Source organism: Piscinibacter sp. PDB1-1 (assembly GCF_056675995.1).
The window spans coordinates 1,018,471-1,037,856 of sequence record NZ_JBWVZJ010000001.1 but is presented as its reverse complement, the minus strand read 5'-3'; the positions used below and the strand labels follow the sequence as shown (position 1 = coordinate 1,037,856).

Here is a 19,386-nt window from a genome sequence, read left to right as displayed (position 1 = left end):
TCACCAGGCGCCGACGTTCGGCATCGACACCCAGGGTTCGGCGGGCGCCAGCGCCTCGCCTTTCTGCAGCAGCTCGATCGAGATCTGGTCCGGCGAGCGCACGAAGGCCATGCGTCCGTCCCGCGGTGGGCGGCTGATCGTCACGCCGTGCTCCTGCAGGCGTTGGCAGCTTGCGTAGATGTCGTCGACCGCGTAGGCCAGGTGCCCGAAGTTGCGGCCCCCGGTGTAGGGCTCGGGATCCCAGTTGTAGGTGAGTTCGACCTGCGCCTGGCTGTCACCGGGCGCAGCCAGGAAGACCAGCGTGAAACGGCCCTTTTCGTTCTCCTTGTGGGAGAGTACTTCAAGGCCGAGGGCGTCGCGGTAGAACTTGAGCGACTGTTCGATGTCGGTGACGCGCACCATGGTGTGGAGGTACTTCATCGCGCCATTCTAGGAAGCGCTGGATGCCTTGGCTGGCGTCAGGTCCATGATGAAGCAGGTGGTCGTGGCGTGGGCGTAGAGCTTGCCGTCGTGCCCATAGAGGCGCCCCTCGGCCGTGCCCATGCTGCGGCCCATGTGAATGACCTTTCCTTCGGCGCGAACCAACGGCACATGCTCCGTGAGCGCGCGCACGATGTTGATCTTGAGTTCGACCGTCGTGTACGTCTTGCCGGCGGGCAGTGAGGAGTGCACTGCGCAACCCACGCACGAGTCGAGCAGCGTGGCAAACCAGCCCCCATGCACCGTGCCCAGCGGGTTGTAGTGCGCGCGGCGCGGGCGCCCCTGAAAGATGGCGCGCCCCGGCTCGATGAGCACGGGAAGGAAGTCGAGCGTCTCGCCGATGAAGGGCTGCGGCAACTCGCCCGAGAACATGGCGTTGAACACTTCGATGCCCGATTTCCCTGCCACCTGATCGGGGCGGATCACGCCGATGGCGCTGCGCCGCGCGCGCACGGCGGCTTCGTCGGCCTCCCATTCGGCGAGCGTCTTGGCGGCGGTGTCGAGATCCTGCGACATGTGAGTTCCTTGATGATTGCAATTACAACGATTGTAGATACACTTAATGCATGCAAGCAAGACACCGTTCGTCGGGCGCTTCGCAGCCCGACACACCGCCCCCGCCATCCAGCGACCCCGCCCCGCGCGGCTGCACCCACTTCAAGCTGAAGCAGCTGTCGCGCAGCGTGAGCCGGCGCTTCGATGCCACGGTGGGTGCCAGTGGCCTGAAGACCACGCAGTACTCCTTGCTCAACCATGTGGTGCTGCTGGGGCCGATCCGGCCTTCGGATTTGGCGGACCGCATGAGCCTCGATGCCTCGACCCTCACGCGCAACCTGCAGCCGCTCGTGGCGCAGGGCTGGCTGGAGCTCGGCGCCGGCGCCGACGCGCGCAGCCGTCTTGTCACGATCACCGAAGCGGGCCGTGCCAAGTGGGCCGAGGCGAAGCGCCTGTGGAAGCAGGCACAGCTCGACATCAACTCGCACTTGGGTGCACAACGCGTGGCACGCCTGCACGCGCTGCTCGACGAATGCATGACCCTCATGGCCGCAGACGCCCAAGGAGACACGAATGACTAACGCCACCGGAGGCGCGATGGCGCCGCAACGCCAGCTCGCCGTCTGGCTGGTCCTGCTGGCCGCAGCGGGCACCTTCTCGCTCACGATGGGTGCGCGCCAGTCGATGGGCCTCTTTCTTGGCACGCTGAACAGCCACACGGGGCTTGGCATCGCGAGCATCAGCCTCGCCTTCGCGTTTGGCCAGCTCTGGTGGGGGCTCACGCAGCCCTTCGCCGGCATGGTGGCCGACCGTGTGGGTGCGGCGCGCGTGCTGGTGCTTGGCGTGGTTCTGATCGCGGTGGGCACGGCGTTGGTGCCGTTCATGACGACCACGCTCGGGCTGATCTTCGCCATCGGCGTCTTGTCAGCGGGTGGTGCCGGCATGGCGGGCCCGGCGGTGCTGATGGCCGCCACCACGCGTCTCGTGCCCGCGGAGAAGCGCGGCATGGCGTCGGGCATCGTCAATGCGGGTGGCTCATTCGGGCAGTTCGTGTTTGCACCGCTGGCGGCCGGCATCACGGCCGCCGCAGGCTGGGTGGCCGCGTTGCAGAGCATGGCCGTCATCACCCTGCTGGCCCTGCCGGCCGCCTGGGTGTTGCGCGGGAATGCCAGGCAGCTTGGCGCGGCCAGCGCGGGGGCCGGCAGCACCAAGAGCGAGACCACGCGCGAGGCCATCGCGCGCGCGGTGCGCGACCCAAGCTACCGCATGCTGTGTGCGGGCTTCTTCGTGTGCGGCTTCCACGTTGCTTTCATCGCCACGCACCTGCCGGGCGTCGTGGCATCGTGCAACCTGCCACCTGCGCTGGGCGCGTGGGCCTTGGGCACGGTGGGCCTGTTCAACATCGTGGGCAGCGTGGCCATGGGCTGGGCGGTGTCGTTCCAGGGCGGGCGCTGGCGGATGAAGTCTCTGCTGTCGCTCGTGTATGCCACCCGGGCGCTGGCCGTGCTGCTGTTCCTGATCGCCCCCAAGACCGAGCTCACCTTTCTCGTGTTCGCCGCCGTCATCGGCGTCAGCTACCTCTCGACCGTGCCGCCCACGGCGGGCCTGGTGGCCAAGTTCTACGGCCCGTCGCACATGGCGACCTTGTTCGGCCTGGTGATGCTGGCGCACCAGATCGGCGGCTTTCTGGGTGCGTACTTCGGTGGCAAGGCCTTCGAGTGGACCGGCAGCTACAACTGGATGTGGTACGTCGACATCGTGCTCGCCATCGGTGCGGCGCTGATCCACCTGCCGATCCGCGAGGCCGCGGCGCCGCGAGCGATGCAGCCTGCGAAGGCCTGAGTTCTAACGCGTGGCGTCTAGCCCGGGTGTCACGTCCTCACCGTAGGCGGTCTTCCAGCGCGAAACGATGGGCGCGTACTCGTCGAGGCGTTGGCCGGGCAGGCCGTCGTCGGTGTGCCAGTTCTCGACGCGTGTCTCCACCGCGAAGTGGCTCGTCGGCTTGAAGGCTGCCGGTTCGTCCAGGCTGCCCACGGTGAGGTCGATGTTCTCGGAATCGAGGTACTTGAAGCTGAGCGGTGTGCCGCATCGATTGCAGAAGCCCCGTTGCGCGAGCCGTGACGACGCGTAGTAGCTCGGCTCGGCACCCGTCCACACCACCTGCGCCTGCTTGAGGTTGAAGAACGTGGCGCGCGTGTTGCCCATGGCGAGCTGGCACATGCGGCAGTGGCAGTAGTAGCCCTCGCGGTGCGTGGGCGTGGCGCTGTAGCGCACATGGCCGCAGAGGCAGCCGCCTGTCACGGCGGGCAAGAGGGTGGCGGGTTCGGTCATGGCAATCGACTCTTCAGAGGCCCACGCCGAGCAGTACCAGCACCCCGACGATGGCGAACACGATGGCGGCCACGGCATGCACCCAGGCCAGCGGCACGAAGCGCACGGCCCGCTCCCCGAAGAGAACGGCCGGCACGTTGGCGATCATCATGCCCAAGGTGGTGCCGAGCGTCACCCACAGCAACGACTTGAATCGCGCCGCGAGCATCACCGTGGCCACCTGGGTCTTGTCGCCCATCTCGGCAAGAAAGAACGCGATGACCGTGACGCCGAACACCCCCCAGCGCCCGGCGCTCGCGCTTTCGCCGTCGTCGTCCATCTTGTCGGGCACAAGCATCCATGTCGCCACGGCGAGGAAGGAGCCGCCGAGAACCCAGCGCATCCATGTCGGGTCGATCAGGCTCTCGATCCATGAGCCCAGAGCCGCCGCCGCCGCGTGGTTGGCGAGAGTCGCCACCAGGATGCCGAGGATGATGGGCACAGGCTTGCGGTAGCGCGCGGCCAGCAGCAGGGCGAGCAACTGGGTCTTGTCGCCGATTTCGCTGATCGCAACGATGCCGGTCGACGTCAGGAACGCATCGAAGGCCATCAATTGCCCGGCACCGTGTAGTTGAGCGTCATGCGCCCGCCGTCGACGTACACGATTTCACCCGTCATGTAGCTCGACGCGCTGCTCAACAGGAAGGCGCAGACCTCAGCAATCTCGTCGGGCTCGCCCAGGCGTTTCATGGGTGTTCGGCTCATGATGCGGGCCTTGGCCTCCTCGCTGCCCAGCACGGCATTGCGTGCCAGCTCGGTGGCGATGGTGCCTGGCGCCACGGCATTGACGCGGATCCCGCGGTCGGCCAACGACAAGGCCATCACCCGCGTGAGCTGGTTGATGCCGCCCTTGCTCACGTTGTAGCTGGCGATGCTGGGGATGGCCATCACGCCATTGACCGAACTCATGTTGACGATGGCACCGCCGCCCGTCTGGACCAACTCGCGTGCCACGGCCTGCGCGACCAGGAACGAGCCCTTCAGGTTGACGTCGAGCACGGCATCCCAGTCAGATTCGGTGATGTCGAGGAACTCGGCGGCCTTGAAGATGCCCGCGTTGTTGACCAGCCCGGTGATGCGGCCCAAGGCCGACACTGTTTGCACCACCGCTGCATCGACCTCGGCCTTGGACGCGACGTTGCAGTGCACGTACACCGCGCGCCGCCCCTGTGCGACGAGCGATGCCGCCAGCGCTTGGCCGCGCACGTCGTCCATATCCCACAGCGAGACCGCCGCGCCATCTTGCGACAGGCGATCCACACACGCCGCACCGATGCCCTGTGCGGCGCCGGTGACGATCACCACCTGATCCTGCAAACCGAAATGAACGCGGCTCATGGGCGTGCTCCTCCATCCAGCCACACGGCAAGGCCCTGGGCGTTGAGTTCGATGTCGCTGGCGAGCAAGTCGAGCACCTGCGCTTCAGGCAAGGCGCATTCGTGTGCTCGCACGCGGCGCAGGTAGGTGGCGCGCAGCGCGCCCTTCAATTGATCGTGGCGATCCGGGTCGCCGCGCACGGCGTGCGCAAGGTGAACGAGTTCGTCGATCTGCGCCAGCAACGAGGCGCCGAGTGCGGCCACGTTCTGTACGCGGCCATAGTGGGTGAGGTACATGGCCTCGGGCGCGTACGACAGCATGCGCTGGATCGATTGCTTCAGCGCCTCGGGTTCGAACTGCACGGGTGTGGTGGTGGGCAGGATCCAGGGGCCGCGCACGGTGTCGAACTCGCGGTAGCTCAGGCCGAAGGTGTCGCCGGTGAAGAAGCCGCGGCTCGTGGCATCCCAGACGCAGTGGTGGTGCTTGGCGTGGCCGGGCGTGTGCAGCATTTGCAAGGGGCGGTCACCCAGGTGGATGGTCATGCCATCGGTGCTGACGACGACACGTTCCTGGGGCACTGGCACCACGGTGCCGTAAGAGCGTTGCACCTCCTCGGCGCCATAGACCGCGCTTGCACCGGCGATCAGTGCGCCCGGGTCGACCATGTGCCGCTCGCCGCGCGGGTGAATCAGCAGGCGCGCCGCGGGCAGGGCAGCCATCAGTGCGCCGGCGCCGCCAGCGTGGTCGAGATGCACGTGGGTGGGGATCACCCAGTCGACGGCATCGGGGCGCAAGCCCGCGGTGGCCAAGGCATCGAGCAGCCGCGGCACGCTGTGGCTGGTGCCGGTGTCGATGAAGGCGGCGCGGCCCTGGTGGCTGAGCAGATAGGCCGCATCGAAACCCGGCCGATGGAAGGCGGTGTCGATGACGTGGATGCCGCGCGGCAGCTCCGTCGCCGAGGGGGTGGATAAAGGCATGGGGCATTCTAGGAGCGGGGTCGTGCGCCGCACTCTCGCGTGGGTGATGCGCGCCCGCTCGTCATGCCGCCAGCAGGCCACCGTCGATCGGCAGCGCGTGGCCGGTGATGAAGCTGCTGGCGTCCGAGAAAAGCCAGGCCACGGCCTCGGCCACCTCGGCGAGCGCGCCCACGCGCCCGGCCGGGTAGAGCGCCTTGATCTGCGCCTCGCGTTCGGCATCGCCCCCGAAGATCACGTCGCTCATGGTGGTGTCGTCGATGATCCCTGGGCACACCGCGTTGATGCGCAGCCCCTGGTTCGCGTACTCGAGCGCCGCGGCCCGCGTGAGGCCGACCACCCCGTGCTTGCTGGCGATGTACGCGGCCCCGACGATGCGGTTGGCAAACAGACCGGCTACCGACGCGTGGTTGACGATCACGCCGCCGCCACGCGCCAGCATCAGCGGGATCTCGTGCTTCATGCACAGCCACACGCCTTTCAGGTTGACGTCGATCACGCGGTCCCACACCGGCTCGGCCTGGTCGGCCGACGCGAGAAAGGTGCCGTCCAGCACGCCGGCGTTGTTGAAGGCACCGTCCAGCCGACCGTGGTGGGTGATCACGTACTGCAGCGTGCTCTGCACTTGCGCCGCATCGCGCACGTCCATGGCGCGAAAGTGCGCCTCGCCGCCAGCCTGCCGAATCGCGTGCGCCACGGCCGCGCCGCCGGCTTCGTCCAAATCGGCGATCACTACCGTGGCGCCTTCGCGCGCCAGCACCTCGGCGGTGGCGCGGCCGATGCCTGAGCTGCCGCCGGTGACGAGGATGACCTTGTTGTCGAGCCTGCGGCCGGTGGCCGGGCGCAGGGTGGAAAGAGGGCTGCGCGCGCGGGTGGCGGCAAGGGTGGCGTTGGCCATGAGAGAGCTCCTTGAACGATGAGCTTCCAGCCTAGGCAGGGCCGCGCGTGGCGTCCTGCGCTGGCGCTGATCGATTGCTGATTCCCGACAGCCGTTGCGATGCGGGCCCGAAGCATCAGGAATCGATCAGCGCCCGACAAGGACAGGCACGGCGTCGCTGCCTAGGCTGAGCACATCCGTGAACCACGAAGCCAATCTGACCATGCACACCTTCATCGTTCGGCGCGTCGGCGTGGCCGCCAACGCGTGCGAGCTCGACGCCGCATTCATGCGGCTGCGCGACTTCGAAGAAGCGCCCTCGGCACTGCGCGCGCAGTGGCTGCACTCGTACGTGCTGCGAGAACCCGACGGCCGCTTCGGCCTGGCCTGTGTGTTCCGCGCCGACGAACTCGGCACCCTGCACCGCCATGCCGAGCGGTGCCAGCTGCCTGCGCAGGAGATCCTCCCCGTGGCCAGCCTGCAGAAAGAGCGTGCCTTCGCACCGGCGCTGGTGCATCTGGTGCGGCGCCGCCGAGGCTGGTCGACGATGTCCGATCTCGAACTGGCTCGAGCCGCCGCCCGCCATGTGGCCGAAGAGCACATGCCGCGCCTGGTGAGCTGGTTGCACAGCTACGCCGTGCGCGAGCCCGACGGCAGCCTCGGATCGGTGTGCCTGTACCAGGGCGTGAGCGCCATCGCATTGGGCGCTCACGCGGCACGCGCCGGTATCCCTGCCGACGTCATCCATCCGGTGCTGGGTCGCATCGTGTTTCGCGCCCAGGCGCAAGGCCTGCCCGAGGCCGCCGGCAGCGCGTCGGCCTGATCGCGTAGGGGCGATGGATCAGGAAACGATCAGCTTGCGCAGAGGACGCCAACGCCCCCGCTTCCTACGATTTCCCCATGGCCCGATCACCTGCCGATGCGCAGCCTGCAAGGCGCCACAACCCATGGCCGCGACCCCGCAGCGCGGCTCACAGGTTCTTCATTTCTCTGCGGGATTCACTTCAAGGCAACACACCATGAAACGCTATCTGATCGAACGCCACATCCCCGCCGTGGGCAGCATGACCGCGCAGCAGCTCAAGGAGGCTTCGGCCACCTCGAACGCCGCGCTGACCAAGCTCTCGGGCAAGGTGCAGTGGGTTCACTCGTACGTCGTCGACGACAAGACCTTCTGCATCTACCTCGCTGACCACGAAGCCGATGTGCAGGAGCACGCCAAGCTGAGCGGCTTCCCTGCCAACAAGGTGACCGAGGTGCGCACCATCATCGAACCGATGACTGCCATCTGACACCGGCACGGTCCGCGGGGCCGCCCGTGTGCTTCGGCGCGGGGCGGCCCGTCTCTTCCGTCAGCTTCTGCTTCACCCCCTTCCTCATCCCTCTTTCTGGAGTGCTCGCCATGGGCCTGCTCATTGCTCTCTACGGCGTGGTGGCGTATGCCATCTTCCTTGCCACTTTCGTCTATGCCGCCGGCTTCACCGGCAACCTGTTCGTGCCCAAGTCGGTCGACATCGGCGTGCCTGCGGGCGCAGCCGGCGAGCCGCTCGGTACCTCGCTGCTCGTCAACCTGTTGCTGCTGTCGCTCTTTGCCGTGCAGCACAGCGTGATGGCGCGCCCCGCCTTCAAGCGTTGGTGGACGCGATTCGTGCCGCAGGCCATGGAGCGCAGCACCTTCGTGCTGCTGGCCAGCCTGGCGCTCGCTCTTCTCTTTGCGCAGTGGCGCCCACTCGGCGCCGTGGTCTGGGACGCCTCGCTCAACGCCGGCGGCACCTTGCTCTCGCTGATGTACGTGCTGGGCTGGGCACTGGTGCTGATCAGCACCTTCCAGATCGACCACTTCGAGCTCTTCGGCCTGAAGCAGGTCTGGCACCGGCTCACCGGGCGCTACGCGGCGCTGCCGGTGTTCCGCACGCCGCTGTTCTACCGTCACGTGCGGCACCCGATCTACCTCGGATTCATCTTCGCGTTCTGGGGCGCGCCGCGCATGACAACCGGCCACCTGCTGTTCGCGGGGGTGACCACGGCCTACATCCTGGTAGGGATCTGGTTCGAGGAGCGTGATCTGGTGGCGCAGTTCGGCCAACGCTACCGCGACTACCGCGAACAGGTGGGCATGCTGCTGCCACGGATACTGCGACGCAACGGCGGCGAGTCGGCTGTGGGCGGCCGGCACGGTGAGGCTCGGCGGTGAGCGTGGTAGCCGCGCGCGTGCCGGGAGGCTTCTGCTGGCTAGACCTCGCGGCCACCGACGCCTCGCGGGCGCGGCGGTTCTACGCCGAGGCCTTCGGCTGGACCTTCGAAGAGCGGCGGGCCAACGGCGGGCACTTCACCGTGTGCCAGGCCGGCGGCCACGACGTGGCATCGCTTTACCCCATGCAGCGAGCGCAACTCGATCTCGGCGCCCCCTCGCACTGGACGCCCTATCTGCGTTGCCAGCGCGTTGATGCATCGGTGCGGCACGTGGTCGAGGCGGGCGGTCGACTGGTGGTGGCGCCTTTCGAAGTGGGCGGCATGGCCCGCATCGCGCTCGTGGAGGATGCCGTCGGCGCCCTGCTCGGCCTGTGGCAGGACGGGAGCGCGCAGTGAGCATGGCTGCGCTGCGCACGCTGCGGCACAATTCGCCCACCCCCGTGGCTGCCCCTGCGATGGTGCTCGTGACGAACGCGACGATCTTCCGTTTTGGCCCCTGCGAACTCGACGAGGCGCGGCGCCTTCTGCTCGCGCACGGGCAGGAGATCAAGTTGCAGCCGCGCGTCTTCGACGTGCTGTGCTACCTGGCGCGCCACCGCGATCGCGTCGTCACCAAGGACGAACTCCTCGACGCCCTGTGGCCCGGCACGGTGGTGGTCGACAACGCCTTGCAGCGCGTGGTGAGTCTGGCGCGTGCGGCCTTGGCCGAGGTGGGGCTCGGCGAGGCGGTGCGAACGTATCCGCGGCACGGCTACCGCTTCTGTCTCGACGAAAGCACCGAGCCCGGCGAGGGTGCGCCCGGCCTGGGCGAGGCCCGCCGTGCCGGCGAGCGCCAGGATTGGGTGGCCGCGTGCGAGGCCTATGCCGCCGCCGATGCTCAGTCGGCGCTGCCGCCCGACGACGTGGAGCAATGGGCGCGTGCCGCCATCTGCGCCGGCCTCGGCCCGAGCGTCGTGGCTGCTCTGGAGCGCGCGGTGGGGCAGTGCGATGCAGCCGGCGACGTGCTCGCTGCGGCCCGTGCCACGCTGTTGCTGGTGCAGATCCGGATCGACCACAAGCAGGCCGCCCTCGCGCGTGGCCTGCTGCAGCGCGCCTCTCGTTATCTCGAGGGCCGGGCCGACAGCATGGAGCGCGGCCACTTCGCCTGGATGGCGAGCCGCATGGCGATCGGCAGCGGCGATGCCGCGTTGGCACTCGCGCTCGCCGACGAAGCCTGCAAGCTCGGGCGCAGCCTGCGCGACCCCGATGTCGAGTGCCTGGGCCTCGTCTACCGCGGGCATGCGTTGATGGCGCAGGGCGAGGTGGCATCTGGGCTGGCGCAGCATGAAGAGGCCGCGGCCGTGATCCGCCTCGGCGGTGTGCGCTCCTGGGTGGCCGGGTGGGCCCTGTGCTCGATCCTCTACGCCGCGCGCAACCGTTGCGACTGGCTGCGTGCCGCGCAGTTCGCGGAGGCATTCGTCGAATGGACGCAAGCGAGCCAGATGCCGGCGTTTCCGGGCACGTGCCAGTTGCACCGCGCCGCGGTGCTGGGCGTGCAAGGCGAGCTCGATCGGGCCACCTCCGAAGTGCGCGCCGCTGCCGAATTGCTGGCGCGCGCCGCACCCTGGGCCGAAGGCGATGCCTACTGCGTGCTGGGAAACATCCAGATCAGCCACGGTGACTTCGAAGGCGCCGAGGCGTCGTTCCGCCAGGCCCATGCGCTGGGTTGGGACCCTCAGCCCGGCCTGGCGCGCCTGTACCTGCTCACGGGCCGTGCCGCGCTGGCCCAGCGTGAACTGGAGCGTGCACTGGAGGAAACCGACTGGATCTTGCGTGAGCGGCGCGGGCAGTTGCTGTGCCTCTTGACGCATGCCGCCGTGCTGTGCGGCGATGCGCAGCGCGCGCGCCTGGCATTGCGCACCCTGGCCACCGACCCGGAGATGCTGGCCACCGATGCGCTCAAGGCCATGCATTGCAGCGCCGAGGCGGAGGTCGCCATCCACGACGGCGAGTTCAAGCTCGCCTTGCAGAAGCTGCGGCAAGCCATCCGACATTGGCGCGAGCTGGGGTCGCCGGTAGGCGAAGCCGAGGCACGCTTGCGCCTGGCCGAGTGCCTGTGGTTGGCCGAGGACGCCGCTGGGTGCGAGCTGGAGGTGCATGCGCTGGAGGCCAGGTTCGCCGCCGGCGTGCTCGCCCATCGCGCGCGGGTGGACGGCCTGCGCGCCGCGCTCGCCTCCAGTGCTTGAACTCGCTCCCAGGCTCCGCTCACAAACGTTCACACCTGCGCGCCTGGACACGCCCGGATTGGCGGTGTTCGTGCGCAGGGGGCGCCGCTAAACTGGCCCGATGAACATCGATGCACTCCTTCTCCCCATGTCCGAGGCGGCCCCTTGCGGCGAAGACCTGTCGTTCTCGAGCGAGTTCGACCAGATCGCCGAGTCGCGCCGAGAAGACGATCCCACCCTGGATCAGGGCGAGTGGGTGACGGCCCTCAAGACGGCCGACTGGCCTGCCGTGAAGGAGCGCTGCGCCGAATTGCTGTCCAACCGCTCCAAGGACTTGCGCCTGGCCATGTGGTGGGCCGAAGCCGCCACGTTGACCGACGGCTACCCTGGCCTGCAGCAGGGGCTCGTGCTGTGCTCGCGACTGTGCGAGCAGTTCTGGGACGGCCTCTACCCCGAAATCGAAGACGGTGACATCGACCAGCGCGTGGGCAACGTCAGCTGGTTCCTCGGGCGCGTGGTCACGCTGGCCGCAGCGGCCCCGCTGGTGCGCGGCAAGACCGCGGTCTATTCGCTGCAGCAACTGCATCAGGCTCGCTCGCTGCAATCTGCGATCGAGCGCGGCGCCGAGAAGGCGGCCCAGGTGCCGGCCGATGCCGTCACGCTGGACAAGTTCAACCGTGCGCTGCGCGACAGCCCCAAGGACGACATTCGGCAGGTGCTGGCAAGCATCCAGGCGAGCATCGAGGCGCTCGCTGCGTGGCAGCAGGTGATCGATGCCAAGTTGGGTGCCGACGGGCCGAGCTTCGTGCCGGCGCGCGAGGCGCTGGCCAGTGCTCTCCACGAGGCGCAGGGCCTGGCCCGCGAAGTGGGTGCGCTCTCGCCCGCAGCACCAGGCGCTGCGCATGGTGCGGCCGGCAGCACAGATAGCCGTACCGGGGTTGGCGTATCGCAGGTGGCGGGCCCGCTGCGCACGCGGGAGCAGGCACTGGCGCAATTGCGCGAGGTGGCGGCCTTCTTTCGCGCCACGGAGCCGCACAGCCCCGTCGCCTACCTGGCCGACAAGGCCGTGCACTGGGGCGACATGCCCCTGCACGAGTGGCTGCGCGCCGTGGTCAAGGACGGCGCAGCGCTCGCGCACGTCGAAGAGCTACTCGGGCTCCAGCCGCGAGGCGACAGCCCGAGCGCCTGAGCGAATCGGCCCTTACTGCCCGAGGCGGAACTCGATGCGCCGGTTGCGCGCGCGCCCGTCGGGCGTGTCGTTGCTTGCCACGGGTCGGTCGGGCCCCGAGCCGGAGGTGCTGATCTGCGTGAACGGGACACCTTTGCTCGCGAGGTAGCTTCGTACCGTGTCGGCCCGCGCGAGCGAGAGCACGATGTTGGCGTCGCGCGATCCGACCGAGTCGGTGTGGCCGATCACCTCGACCTGCCGAGTGCCCATCTTCTGCAAGGTGACGGCCATCTCGTTGAGGATGGCCTCGCCCGTGGGTCGCAGCAGGCTGCTGCCCGGTTCGAACTCGATGATGCGGTTGCCCAGCGTGGCGTCGAGTACCGCCTGCTCCTGCACGGCCACGCGCAGGGCGTTGCGCACCGCGTAGGTGGGGTTGAGCGACGTGGCCATGTCAGCAGCCACCTGCTGGCGTTGGGCTTCGTTGGTGACCTCGCCCTTCAGTTCGATGTTGTTGCCGTTGATCGACAACTGGCCGCGCGACACCTGCTTGAGCTGCGGCGACACGATCTTCTGCACGTAGCCGCTCCAGTTGGGTGGCGCGACCACCGAGCCGACGCCGAGCTGGTCGACCACGCGCTCGGCACCGTACACCTCGCGCACTCGCGCGAGGATCGCGTTGCGCGTGGCCTCGTCGGGCACCGTGCCTGCCACCACCACCTGGTTGGGTGTGGCGATCGTGTTCGCGCCGGGCTGCGCTGCTGCAGCCCAGGCCAAGCAGTACAGCGCCAACGCCGGTGCAGCGCGCATCATCCATCGCGGCATGCTCATGGTGTCATTCCCCCAGAAAGGTTTCGCGGAACATGTCGACCGCGGCCGCGACCGACAAGGAGGGGTCGCGCAGATGGTTGGAAAGCTTTCGCAGTCCGTAGTCGTTGCCGATCCAGTCTTCGACCCATTCGGCCTCGGTGATCGCCACGTTCTCGGCGCGCGACACCTCGGGGTCGAGCACCGAGCGCAGCGTGGCCGCAGAGGCGCCCTGAAAGCCGAGCACGAGCACCGGCTTGTCACCATGCAGGGTGACGAAGATGGCGGTCTCGGCCGAGGTGCGCTTGAAGAAGCGCGCCACCAGATCGACCCACAGCGTGAGCACCTGCGGCAGGTGCAGCGGGTCGCGTGGCAACGGCAACAACAGGCCCTTGGTCAGATCGCTGTGGCCTTGAGAGAGAACGGGTTGCAACAGCAAGCCCAGCGCGAGCATGGTTTGGCGCAACGAGATCGGCTCGCCAGGCGGTGACACCGCAGCTTCGAGCCGTTCGAGGGTGAACTGCTGCGCGAACTCCTTGTAGGCGCCCAGCAGGATCTCGCGGCGCTGCTCCATTTCAACTGCTTGGGAGCTGAGTTGCTCTTGCACCTGAGCGAAGTCATCCGCCTGCAAGGCCTGGCGCACGTTGATGTCCAGGCGCCCCCACATCGGGCTCAGCGCCTGCGGGCTGTAAGGCAGAAAGCTCGCCGGGTCGTTCACTTCGAACGACGCCGCCATCACGAAGGGGAATCGACGGCCCGATGCGTCCTGGCTCGCCGCCATGTGGCCGACCAGCCCGGCCCGGCTCTGTGCGCCGAGAATCGCGAAGTGAACCGGGGCCGCCGCGTCGTACACGATCTTCCATCGTGTCTCGCCGGCCAGCAGCTCCATGGTCTGCGACATCCACTGATCGATGCTGTGGATGAGCGCTGAACCTGCCGCGCTGCGCACGAAATCGCCGCGCGAAGGCAGCTTGCCGAAGTAGAGCGATTGCGCCATGACTGCGCTCATGGGCGCGCTCCGTTGCTGATGCCGCTTGTGTTGCTGCTTGAGTTTCCGTTCGCCGTTGGCGCGCCCGCTGCCTTCGGCAGGTCGGTACTCACGCCGACCACCAGAGGCGGCAGCTGCACGCCCTTCAGACCGCCGGATGCGCTGGGCGTATCCGGCGAGCCGGCTGCCGTGGGCGAACCCACCGCCGGGCTGGAGATGAGGCGCAGTTGCACCGTGACCGCATGGGCACCGTTCGCCCAGGTGAGCTCGAACGCGCCGGTGTCGAGCTTGCGGCGCTTGGCCTTGCCGATCATCTTCTCGAGACCGTAGCCGCCGGGCTCGCTCAGGAACTCGATCGTGCGCCCCTCGGTCGTGATGCCGCTGATGCGCACGCCGGGTTGCCCTTGGCCCGGCCAGACGAAGTTGTTCCATTCGGCCATCGCATTGCGATACCGCATCTGCTGGCCATCGACCTCGATCGTGTACTCGGACAAACCGGGCACCGGCGTGGGCAGCATCTGAAAGTGCGTCTGCTGGTCGGCTGCAGATGCAGACCCGCTGCCCGATCCACCACCGTTGCCCCCACCACCACCCGCCTGGCCGCCGATCGGCGCTACCCAGGTCGGGAACCCGCTGGAGAACTCGGGCCGCAGGCGCAGGCCGATGTCGGCCCAGGTGCGCGGTGAGACGGTGTCGCCGCGGCGCACTACGAGCGCCCCGATGGCATCGTTGCCGAACTTCGCGACGCTGCCTTCGGGGCCGAACATCTTGGCAATCTCACCGCTGGTGGCTTCAAGCCGAGAGGCCTTGTCGAACGGGTACTTGCCGGCGAGTGTGCGCAGGAAGGGCTCGTGCACCTGGGCCACCCAGATGCGATTGAGCTCGTCTTCTGCGGCCGGAACGATCACCGCGTACGACTGGATCAGCGGGCGAACGAGCAGGGGCCGCAGCGTGGCCTTGGCGGCCTCGGTCTGGCCATTGAGCATCTGCTCCTCGACCAACCGCAGCGATTCGCTCAACTCGGAGGAGCCGTCGAGCGTTTGCTGCATCAGCTGGCGGCTTGCCGGACCGTAGTCACCCTGGTTCTTGATCTGGTTGAAACGGGTGCGGATCTTCGACAGCGAGAGAAGGTAGTTGCGCAGCAGCGTCGGGCTGTTGTCGCGGTTGATCATCAAGCGCGTGAGCCCCGCGAACTCCTTGCCGATCGGACCCATCGGAATGGCCGCCTGGCCCGTGGCCACGTCGACTCTTACCTCCACGGGCGAGGCCGACATGCGAAGAATCGATTGCTTGAACCATTGAACGAAGCTCTTCTGCCCCTTGGCAAGCCGTTCGTTGAGGAGGCTGGGGTTGTCCCACGAGGTCTGGTCGTAGAGCGTCTGGATCAGTTTTCCCACTGGCGAGGCCGCCGGATCGCCCAGCCGGTTCATCCGCGCCACCGCCTGCTCGAAGCTGCCGAACTCCTTGACGCTCACGCCCTGCATGAACTTTTGCCACTCCTGCACGTACTCGGTCTTGTAGAGCTGCGTGAGCGACTTGCGGATCTGCTCCGGGCTGCCTTCGAGCGTGAGGTCGTCCTGCGTGGCCGTCTTGAGCACCCAGTCGTCGGCCTTGCTCTCCTTGGTAGATGCTTCCTTGAACGCGTCGTCGATGAAGCCGTCCCAGGCTTCGCGCGTGAAGGTGCCCGAGATGGAATAGCTGCCGGCCACGATGTCGCGGTCTGCGTCGTCGACGATGCGTGCCACCGTCATGGGCGGGAAGCGCGTGGCGGCGCGTGCCTTGATCTCGGCGTACACCCGCTCGCGCGCCGGCATGCCCTTGACGACCCTGCGCAGGTTCTCGCGTGTCGAGTCGAGCAGCGCCAGGTTGGTCTGGGTCAGCGGGAAGTCAGGAGAAGACACCTGCGTGAGCGCGAACGAAAGGATGCGCTCGGCCGAGCGGATCAGTTCTTCACGTGGCATCGAACCGCGGTTGGCCTCCAGCCAGCCACGCCAGAAGCGCGTGATCTGGTCGCCCATGTGGCCCGCCTCGATGCGGCTGTGATCGCCCAGCATGATGTAGGTCTTGAGCGCGTTGTAGGCGTCCGAGACGCTGGTGGCCGATGCGGCGGAGTACACGCCCAGAGGTTCGGCGCTTGCAGTCGTGGCCGTGCGGCTCGGCGTGGGGCTGCCATCGGCGGCGCGGATGAGCGGCTGAAGGTGCGCGGCATTGGCGTTCACCTCGCCCAGGTAGCCCGCGATGGCGGCGGCGGTGGGCTTGAGCATCACCTCCTCCAGGCCGGCGAGGTAGGTGGCACGCAGCTTCTGCTCGACGGCATCGCCCTGGTAGAGGCCGAGGCTGATCGTCCACGGGCGTTCGTCGCGGTAGCGCTGCAACTGCTCGACACGGTCCTGCACGATCTGCAGTGCTTCGAGGCGCGATTGCAGGTCGATGCGGCCCTCTTGAAGCTTGATGGCCTTGTTGAGGTCGGCTTGCACATTGGCGACGAGTTGGCGGTTCCCGACGTACGACCACGTCCAGCCTGCCAGCAGCGAACCCAGCAGCAACGCGCCACCGAAGAACGCGGCGTAGCGCCAGCGCAGCTTGTTGCGGCTCGTGTACTGCTGGACCAGAGAGCGGTCGGCAAAGATCACCTTGGAGAACAGGTCGCGCAGGAAGAAACCGTTCTGGGCGACCACGGCGGCGGTCGGTGCCAAGCTCGCGGCGGGAGTCAGCGCGAAACGTTCTGCCACGCGCTGGCTGGCGCGCCCGGTCGATTGGCCCTCTTGCACGGCGCTCGTGAAGTAGAAGCCACGGAAAACGGGGCGGAACTGGTACGGGTTGTCTTCGAACAGCGTGGTGATGAAGGTGCGCAGCGGCGCCTTCAGCGCATTGAACTCGAGCGGGAACGTCAGCACCCCCGGCGGAAGCTTCTCGCCGCGGTGCATGGACATGCGCACGATCGAGGCCTCTTTCAGGCCGTCGTGCAGTTCGTCGAAATGGCGGTCGAAGCTCGCCACCACATCGCTCTTGGCGGCGGGGTCGTAGGGCAGGGTGGCGCCCCACACGCGCTCGCGCTCGTCGCGGTCGCGGTCTTCGAAGAACTCCGCAAAGCCGGAGATCAGGTCGGCCTTGGTGAACACCACGTAGACGGGCGCGAAGACTTCGAGCTTCTCGGTGAGCTCTTGCACGCGCTGGCGCAGTTGCTTGGCGAGCGTGATGGCGAACTCTGGCCGATTGCTCGACAGCTCGGCCAGGCTGGCCGCGATGATCACGCCGTTGAGCGGCGCCTTCGGGCGGTAGCGCTTGAGCAGCGAGAGGAAGCCCAGCCACTCGGCGTGATCCTCTTCGTGCACGGAGTAGCGCCCGGCGGTGTCGAGCAGGATGCCCTCGGTGGTGAAGAACCAGTCGCAGTTGCGCGTGCCGCCGATCCCCTGGATCACCGACGAGGTCTTGTCCGAGAACGGGAAGTTGAGACCCGAGCGCACGACGGCCGTGCTCTTGCCGGCCGCGGGGTTGCCGATCACCGCGTACCAGGGCAGTTCATAGAGCGCGGAAGACCCCGAGGTCTGGCCGAGCTTGGACGTCTTGATGGTCTTGACCGCGTCGTGCATTCGCGAACGCACGGCCTGCATCTCGGCACGGCTCTCGCGGTCGGGGGCGCTCTTGATCGCGCGGTCGGCCTCGGCATCCATGGCCGCTTCGAGGCGCTGTCCGGCCTTGCGAGCGCGGTAGCGCCGAACGGCCCACACCGTGAGCCACCCGAGCATCAGCGCCGCCAGGATGACCACGACCCAGATCGCCCCGAGCCTGAGTGCGTCGGCGCTCATGAAGAGCAGGGCGGCCAGCGCCAACAGGCCGATCACGGCCAAGGTGCGGGCGTTCAGGAGGAACTGCCAGATTCGTTGCATGGGTACTTCCGGTGGGTCTCTCGATTCAGGCGGGCTGCGCGGCCGATGCGGTGGCGGCTTCAGGGGGCGCGGCGGGTGGCTCCGCATGCGGTGTCAGCACGGCCGCGAAGCGATCAAAGGGGTGGAAGGCACCGAGCACGAGCGCCGGCTGTTGCGACTCGCTCACCTGGCCGGCTGTCAGGGCGAGGCAGGCGGTGAGGCGTGCGACACCCAGATCACCGCAGCCGAGCCCGAGCCGCAACGCGTTTTCGCTGGTGTCGAGGTGAGGCATCAGGTCTTGCAGCGTCTCGTAGACCTCGCCGGTCCGTGAGGCGCGGTGATCGGCATCGCTTGTGACATGCTGTACCTGAGCCGGTTGCCAGCCGCTCGCGCGCAGCACGTCGGTGGCACTTTGCAGCAGTGTCTGCGGGCTAACCCGGCCCGAGGCATCGGCGGACTTGTCTCGACGCAGCATGTTGGCGCGGTGGAGCTGAGCCATCGGCGCGGGGGTCTCGTCAGGCGTTGGCCAGTCGGGCGAGGCCAGCAGCAGCCCGGCGGCGCCTTCGCCGGGAACGCGGCCACGCTGGTTGGCGCCCGAGAAGAGCTGCTGCATCGCGGCCATCGCGGTGGTGTCGTTCTCGCTGATGAGGCTGTCGGCCGCGAGAACCCACAGCAGGCCGGGTTCCTTCTCGCGCTGCCACTGCATCAGTTGCTGATCGAGCAATTGCGAAAAGGCTTCGGCGCTTTCCACGGGGTGCAGGTGCAGTTGCACCGCAAGGCGCGCGCTGTGCGCCATGGCGCGCGATTGGCCAGCCGCCTGGAGCCCGGCTTCGACGTAGGGCTCGAAGGACTGTTCGAGCCAAGTTTGAGTGAGTTGCTGGGACTGCGCCGACCAACGGCCAGGGATCGCCACGCGGATCGACACGCAAGGGGGCAGGCTGGGGGCTGCGGCCTTGCTGCGCACCGGGGGCGGTGGCGCACTCAGCACAGGCCATTGCGCCTCGAGTGTGTCGCCCATTGAATGCGCCACCGCTTCGAGCAGGGCCAGCGCGCGCAGCATTTCGGGTGGGGCTTCGTACATGGCCCAGGCGCTGGCCTGTTCGGCGGTCTGCGCTGCGCGCAACCGGGCGACGATCTCTTCCAACGCCGTGGCGACGCCGTCGGTCGACAGGTCGGGCATGGGCGCGGTGAAGACCGCGATGCCGTCGTCGTCCTTGAGTTGCTGATCAAGATCGGGTTTGCAGATGCCGGTGGCGATGTTCGACTGCGCGGCCCGCCATTCGGTGCCCGCGCGCACCCGCGCTGCGCTGGCCAACACATGGAAGCGCGGGCTGCGTGGGGCTTCTGGTGTGGTGGCGGCAGCCTGTGGCGTGGCCCCCGATGCGACGGGGATGGTGGGCGCGGCCGCGTAGCTGCGCAAGCGTCCGACCGACCAGATGACACTCACCAGCAACACAGTGAGCGCCACGGGGAGCACGCCGAGTGTCCAGACCAGATCGCTCGCGCTCGGGTCGACCTGCGCTGACTGCCAACGCCACATCGTCGTGATCCACACGAGCGCGGTGATCACCAGCAGCAGCGCGAGGATCTTCCAGACTTTGGACATGGGTTGAACTGCTGGCGCTGTGGGCGCCTACAACGGGCGGG

The 19,386-nt window shown here is 67.7% G+C and carries 19 protein-coding genes; 8 read left to right on the top strand and 11 right to left on the bottom strand.

Annotated features, from left to right (window positions below):
* Entirely contained in the window at positions 1-420 is a 420-nt protein-coding gene (locus tag AC1KAR_RS04700; RefSeq protein WP_480314959.1) for a VOC family protein, read from the bottom strand.
* Between the two features lie 9 nt (positions 421-429).
* Entirely contained in the window at positions 430-996 is a 567-nt protein-coding gene (locus tag AC1KAR_RS04695; RefSeq protein WP_480314957.1) for a PaaI family thioesterase, read from the bottom strand.
* Positions 997-1,046: 50 nt separating this feature from the next.
* Between AC1KAR_RS04695 and AC1KAR_RS04690 the strand changes: the two genes are divergently transcribed.
* A complete protein-coding gene (locus AC1KAR_RS04690; RefSeq protein ID WP_480314954.1) occupies positions 1,047-1,556 on the top strand; it encodes a MarR family winged helix-turn-helix transcriptional regulator in 510 nt (169 codons plus the stop codon).
* The gene (locus tag AC1KAR_RS04685; protein WP_480314952.1) at positions 1,549-2,817 is read left to right on the top strand and encodes an MFS transporter; all 1,269 of its coding nucleotides are present in this window, start codon (positions 1,549-1,551) and stop codon (positions 2,815-2,817) included. Before AC1KAR_RS04690 ends, AC1KAR_RS04685 begins: the two co-directional genes overlap by 8 nt.
* 3 nt (positions 2,818-2,820) lie before the next feature.
* Here AC1KAR_RS04685 and AC1KAR_RS04680 read toward each other — a convergent pair whose 3' ends face one another.
* The 5 genes from AC1KAR_RS04680 to AC1KAR_RS04660 form a co-directional block, all read right to left on the bottom strand.
* Positions 2,821-3,306 (bottom strand): GFA family protein, encoded by a 486-nt coding sequence (locus AC1KAR_RS04680; RefSeq protein ID WP_480314950.1) that lies wholly within the window; start codon positions 3,304-3,306, stop codon positions 2,821-2,823.
* A 13-nt stretch (positions 3,307-3,319) separates the two neighbouring features.
* A complete protein-coding gene (locus AC1KAR_RS04675) occupies positions 3,320-3,895 on the bottom strand; it encodes a TMEM165/GDT1 family protein (protein ID WP_480314948.1) in 576 nt (191 codons plus the stop codon).
* Complete coding sequence (locus tag AC1KAR_RS04670; RefSeq protein ID WP_480314946.1) at positions 3,895-4,683, bottom strand: SDR family NAD(P)-dependent oxidoreductase; 789 nt, start codon at positions 4,681-4,683, stop codon at positions 3,895-3,897. The genes AC1KAR_RS04675 and AC1KAR_RS04670 overlap by 1 nt, the downstream gene beginning before the upstream one ends.
* Positions 4,680-5,639 (bottom strand): MBL fold metallo-hydrolase, encoded by a 960-nt coding sequence (locus AC1KAR_RS04665; RefSeq protein ID WP_480314944.1) that lies wholly within the window; start codon positions 5,637-5,639, stop codon positions 4,680-4,682. Before AC1KAR_RS04665 ends, AC1KAR_RS04670 begins: the two co-directional genes overlap by 4 nt.
* Positions 5,640-5,700: 61 nt before the next feature.
* Positions 5,701-6,534, bottom strand: coding sequence for a glucose 1-dehydrogenase (locus tag AC1KAR_RS04660; RefSeq protein ID WP_480314942.1), 834 nt, complete (start codon positions 6,532-6,534; stop codon positions 5,701-5,703).
* Between the two features lie 202 nt (positions 6,535-6,736).
* On the opposite strand from AC1KAR_RS04660, the gene AC1KAR_RS04655 reads away from it, so the two are divergent.
* From AC1KAR_RS04655 to tssA, 6 genes are all read left to right on the top strand, one after another.
* A complete protein-coding gene (locus AC1KAR_RS04655) occupies positions 6,737-7,336 on the top strand; it encodes a nickel-binding protein (RefSeq protein ID WP_480314940.1) in 600 nt (199 codons plus the stop codon).
* Between the two features lie 196 nt (positions 7,337-7,532).
* Entirely contained in the window at positions 7,533-7,805 is a 273-nt protein-coding gene (locus AC1KAR_RS04650) for a DUF4242 domain-containing protein (RefSeq protein WP_480314938.1), read from the top strand.
* Positions 7,806-7,915: 110 nt separating this feature from the next.
* A complete protein-coding gene (gene mddA / locus AC1KAR_RS04645) occupies positions 7,916-8,707 on the top strand; it encodes a methanethiol S-methyltransferase (protein ID WP_480314936.1) in 792 nt (263 codons plus the stop codon).
* Positions 8,704-9,102 (top strand): VOC family protein, encoded by a 399-nt coding sequence (locus tag AC1KAR_RS04640; protein ID WP_480314934.1) that lies wholly within the window; start codon positions 8,704-8,706, stop codon positions 9,100-9,102. Before mddA ends, AC1KAR_RS04640 begins: the two co-directional genes overlap by 4 nt.
* 2 nt (positions 9,103-9,104) lie before the next feature.
* A complete protein-coding gene (locus AC1KAR_RS04635) occupies positions 9,105-10,931 on the top strand; it encodes a winged helix-turn-helix domain-containing protein (RefSeq protein WP_480317759.1) in 1,827 nt (608 codons plus the stop codon).
* 100 nt (positions 10,932-11,031) lie between these two features.
* Positions 11,032-12,099, top strand: coding sequence for a type VI secretion system protein TssA (gene tssA, locus AC1KAR_RS04630; protein ID WP_480314932.1), 1,068 nt, complete (start codon positions 11,032-11,034; stop codon positions 12,097-12,099).
* 12 nt (positions 12,100-12,111) lie between these two features.
* Here the strand turns inward: tssA and AC1KAR_RS04625 are convergent, their stop codons facing one another.
* From AC1KAR_RS04625 to AC1KAR_RS04610, 4 genes are read right to left on the bottom strand one after another with little or no spacing between them, the layout of a single operon-like run.
* On the bottom strand, positions 12,112-12,906 hold the full coding sequence (locus AC1KAR_RS04625) for an OmpA family protein (RefSeq protein WP_480314930.1): 795 nt from the start codon (positions 12,904-12,906) through the stop codon (positions 12,112-12,114).
* A gap of 4 nt (positions 12,907-12,910) precedes the next feature.
* Positions 12,911-13,891, bottom strand: a complete 981-nt coding sequence (tagF, locus tag AC1KAR_RS04620) for a type VI secretion system-associated protein TagF (RefSeq protein WP_480314928.1) — start codon at positions 13,889-13,891, stop codon at positions 12,911-12,913.
* Positions 13,888-17,760, bottom strand: coding sequence for a type VI secretion system membrane subunit TssM (gene tssM, locus AC1KAR_RS04615; protein ID WP_480314926.1), 3,873 nt, complete (start codon positions 17,758-17,760; stop codon positions 13,888-13,890). Before tssM ends, tagF begins: the two co-directional genes overlap by 4 nt.
* Positions 17,761-17,785: 25 nt before the next feature.
* Positions 17,786-19,345: a hypothetical protein gene (locus tag AC1KAR_RS04610; RefSeq protein ID WP_480314924.1), complete on the bottom strand. Its 1,560-nt coding sequence runs from the start codon at positions 19,343-19,345 to the stop codon at positions 17,786-17,788.
* Between the last annotated feature and the right edge of the window lie 41 nt (positions 19,346-19,386).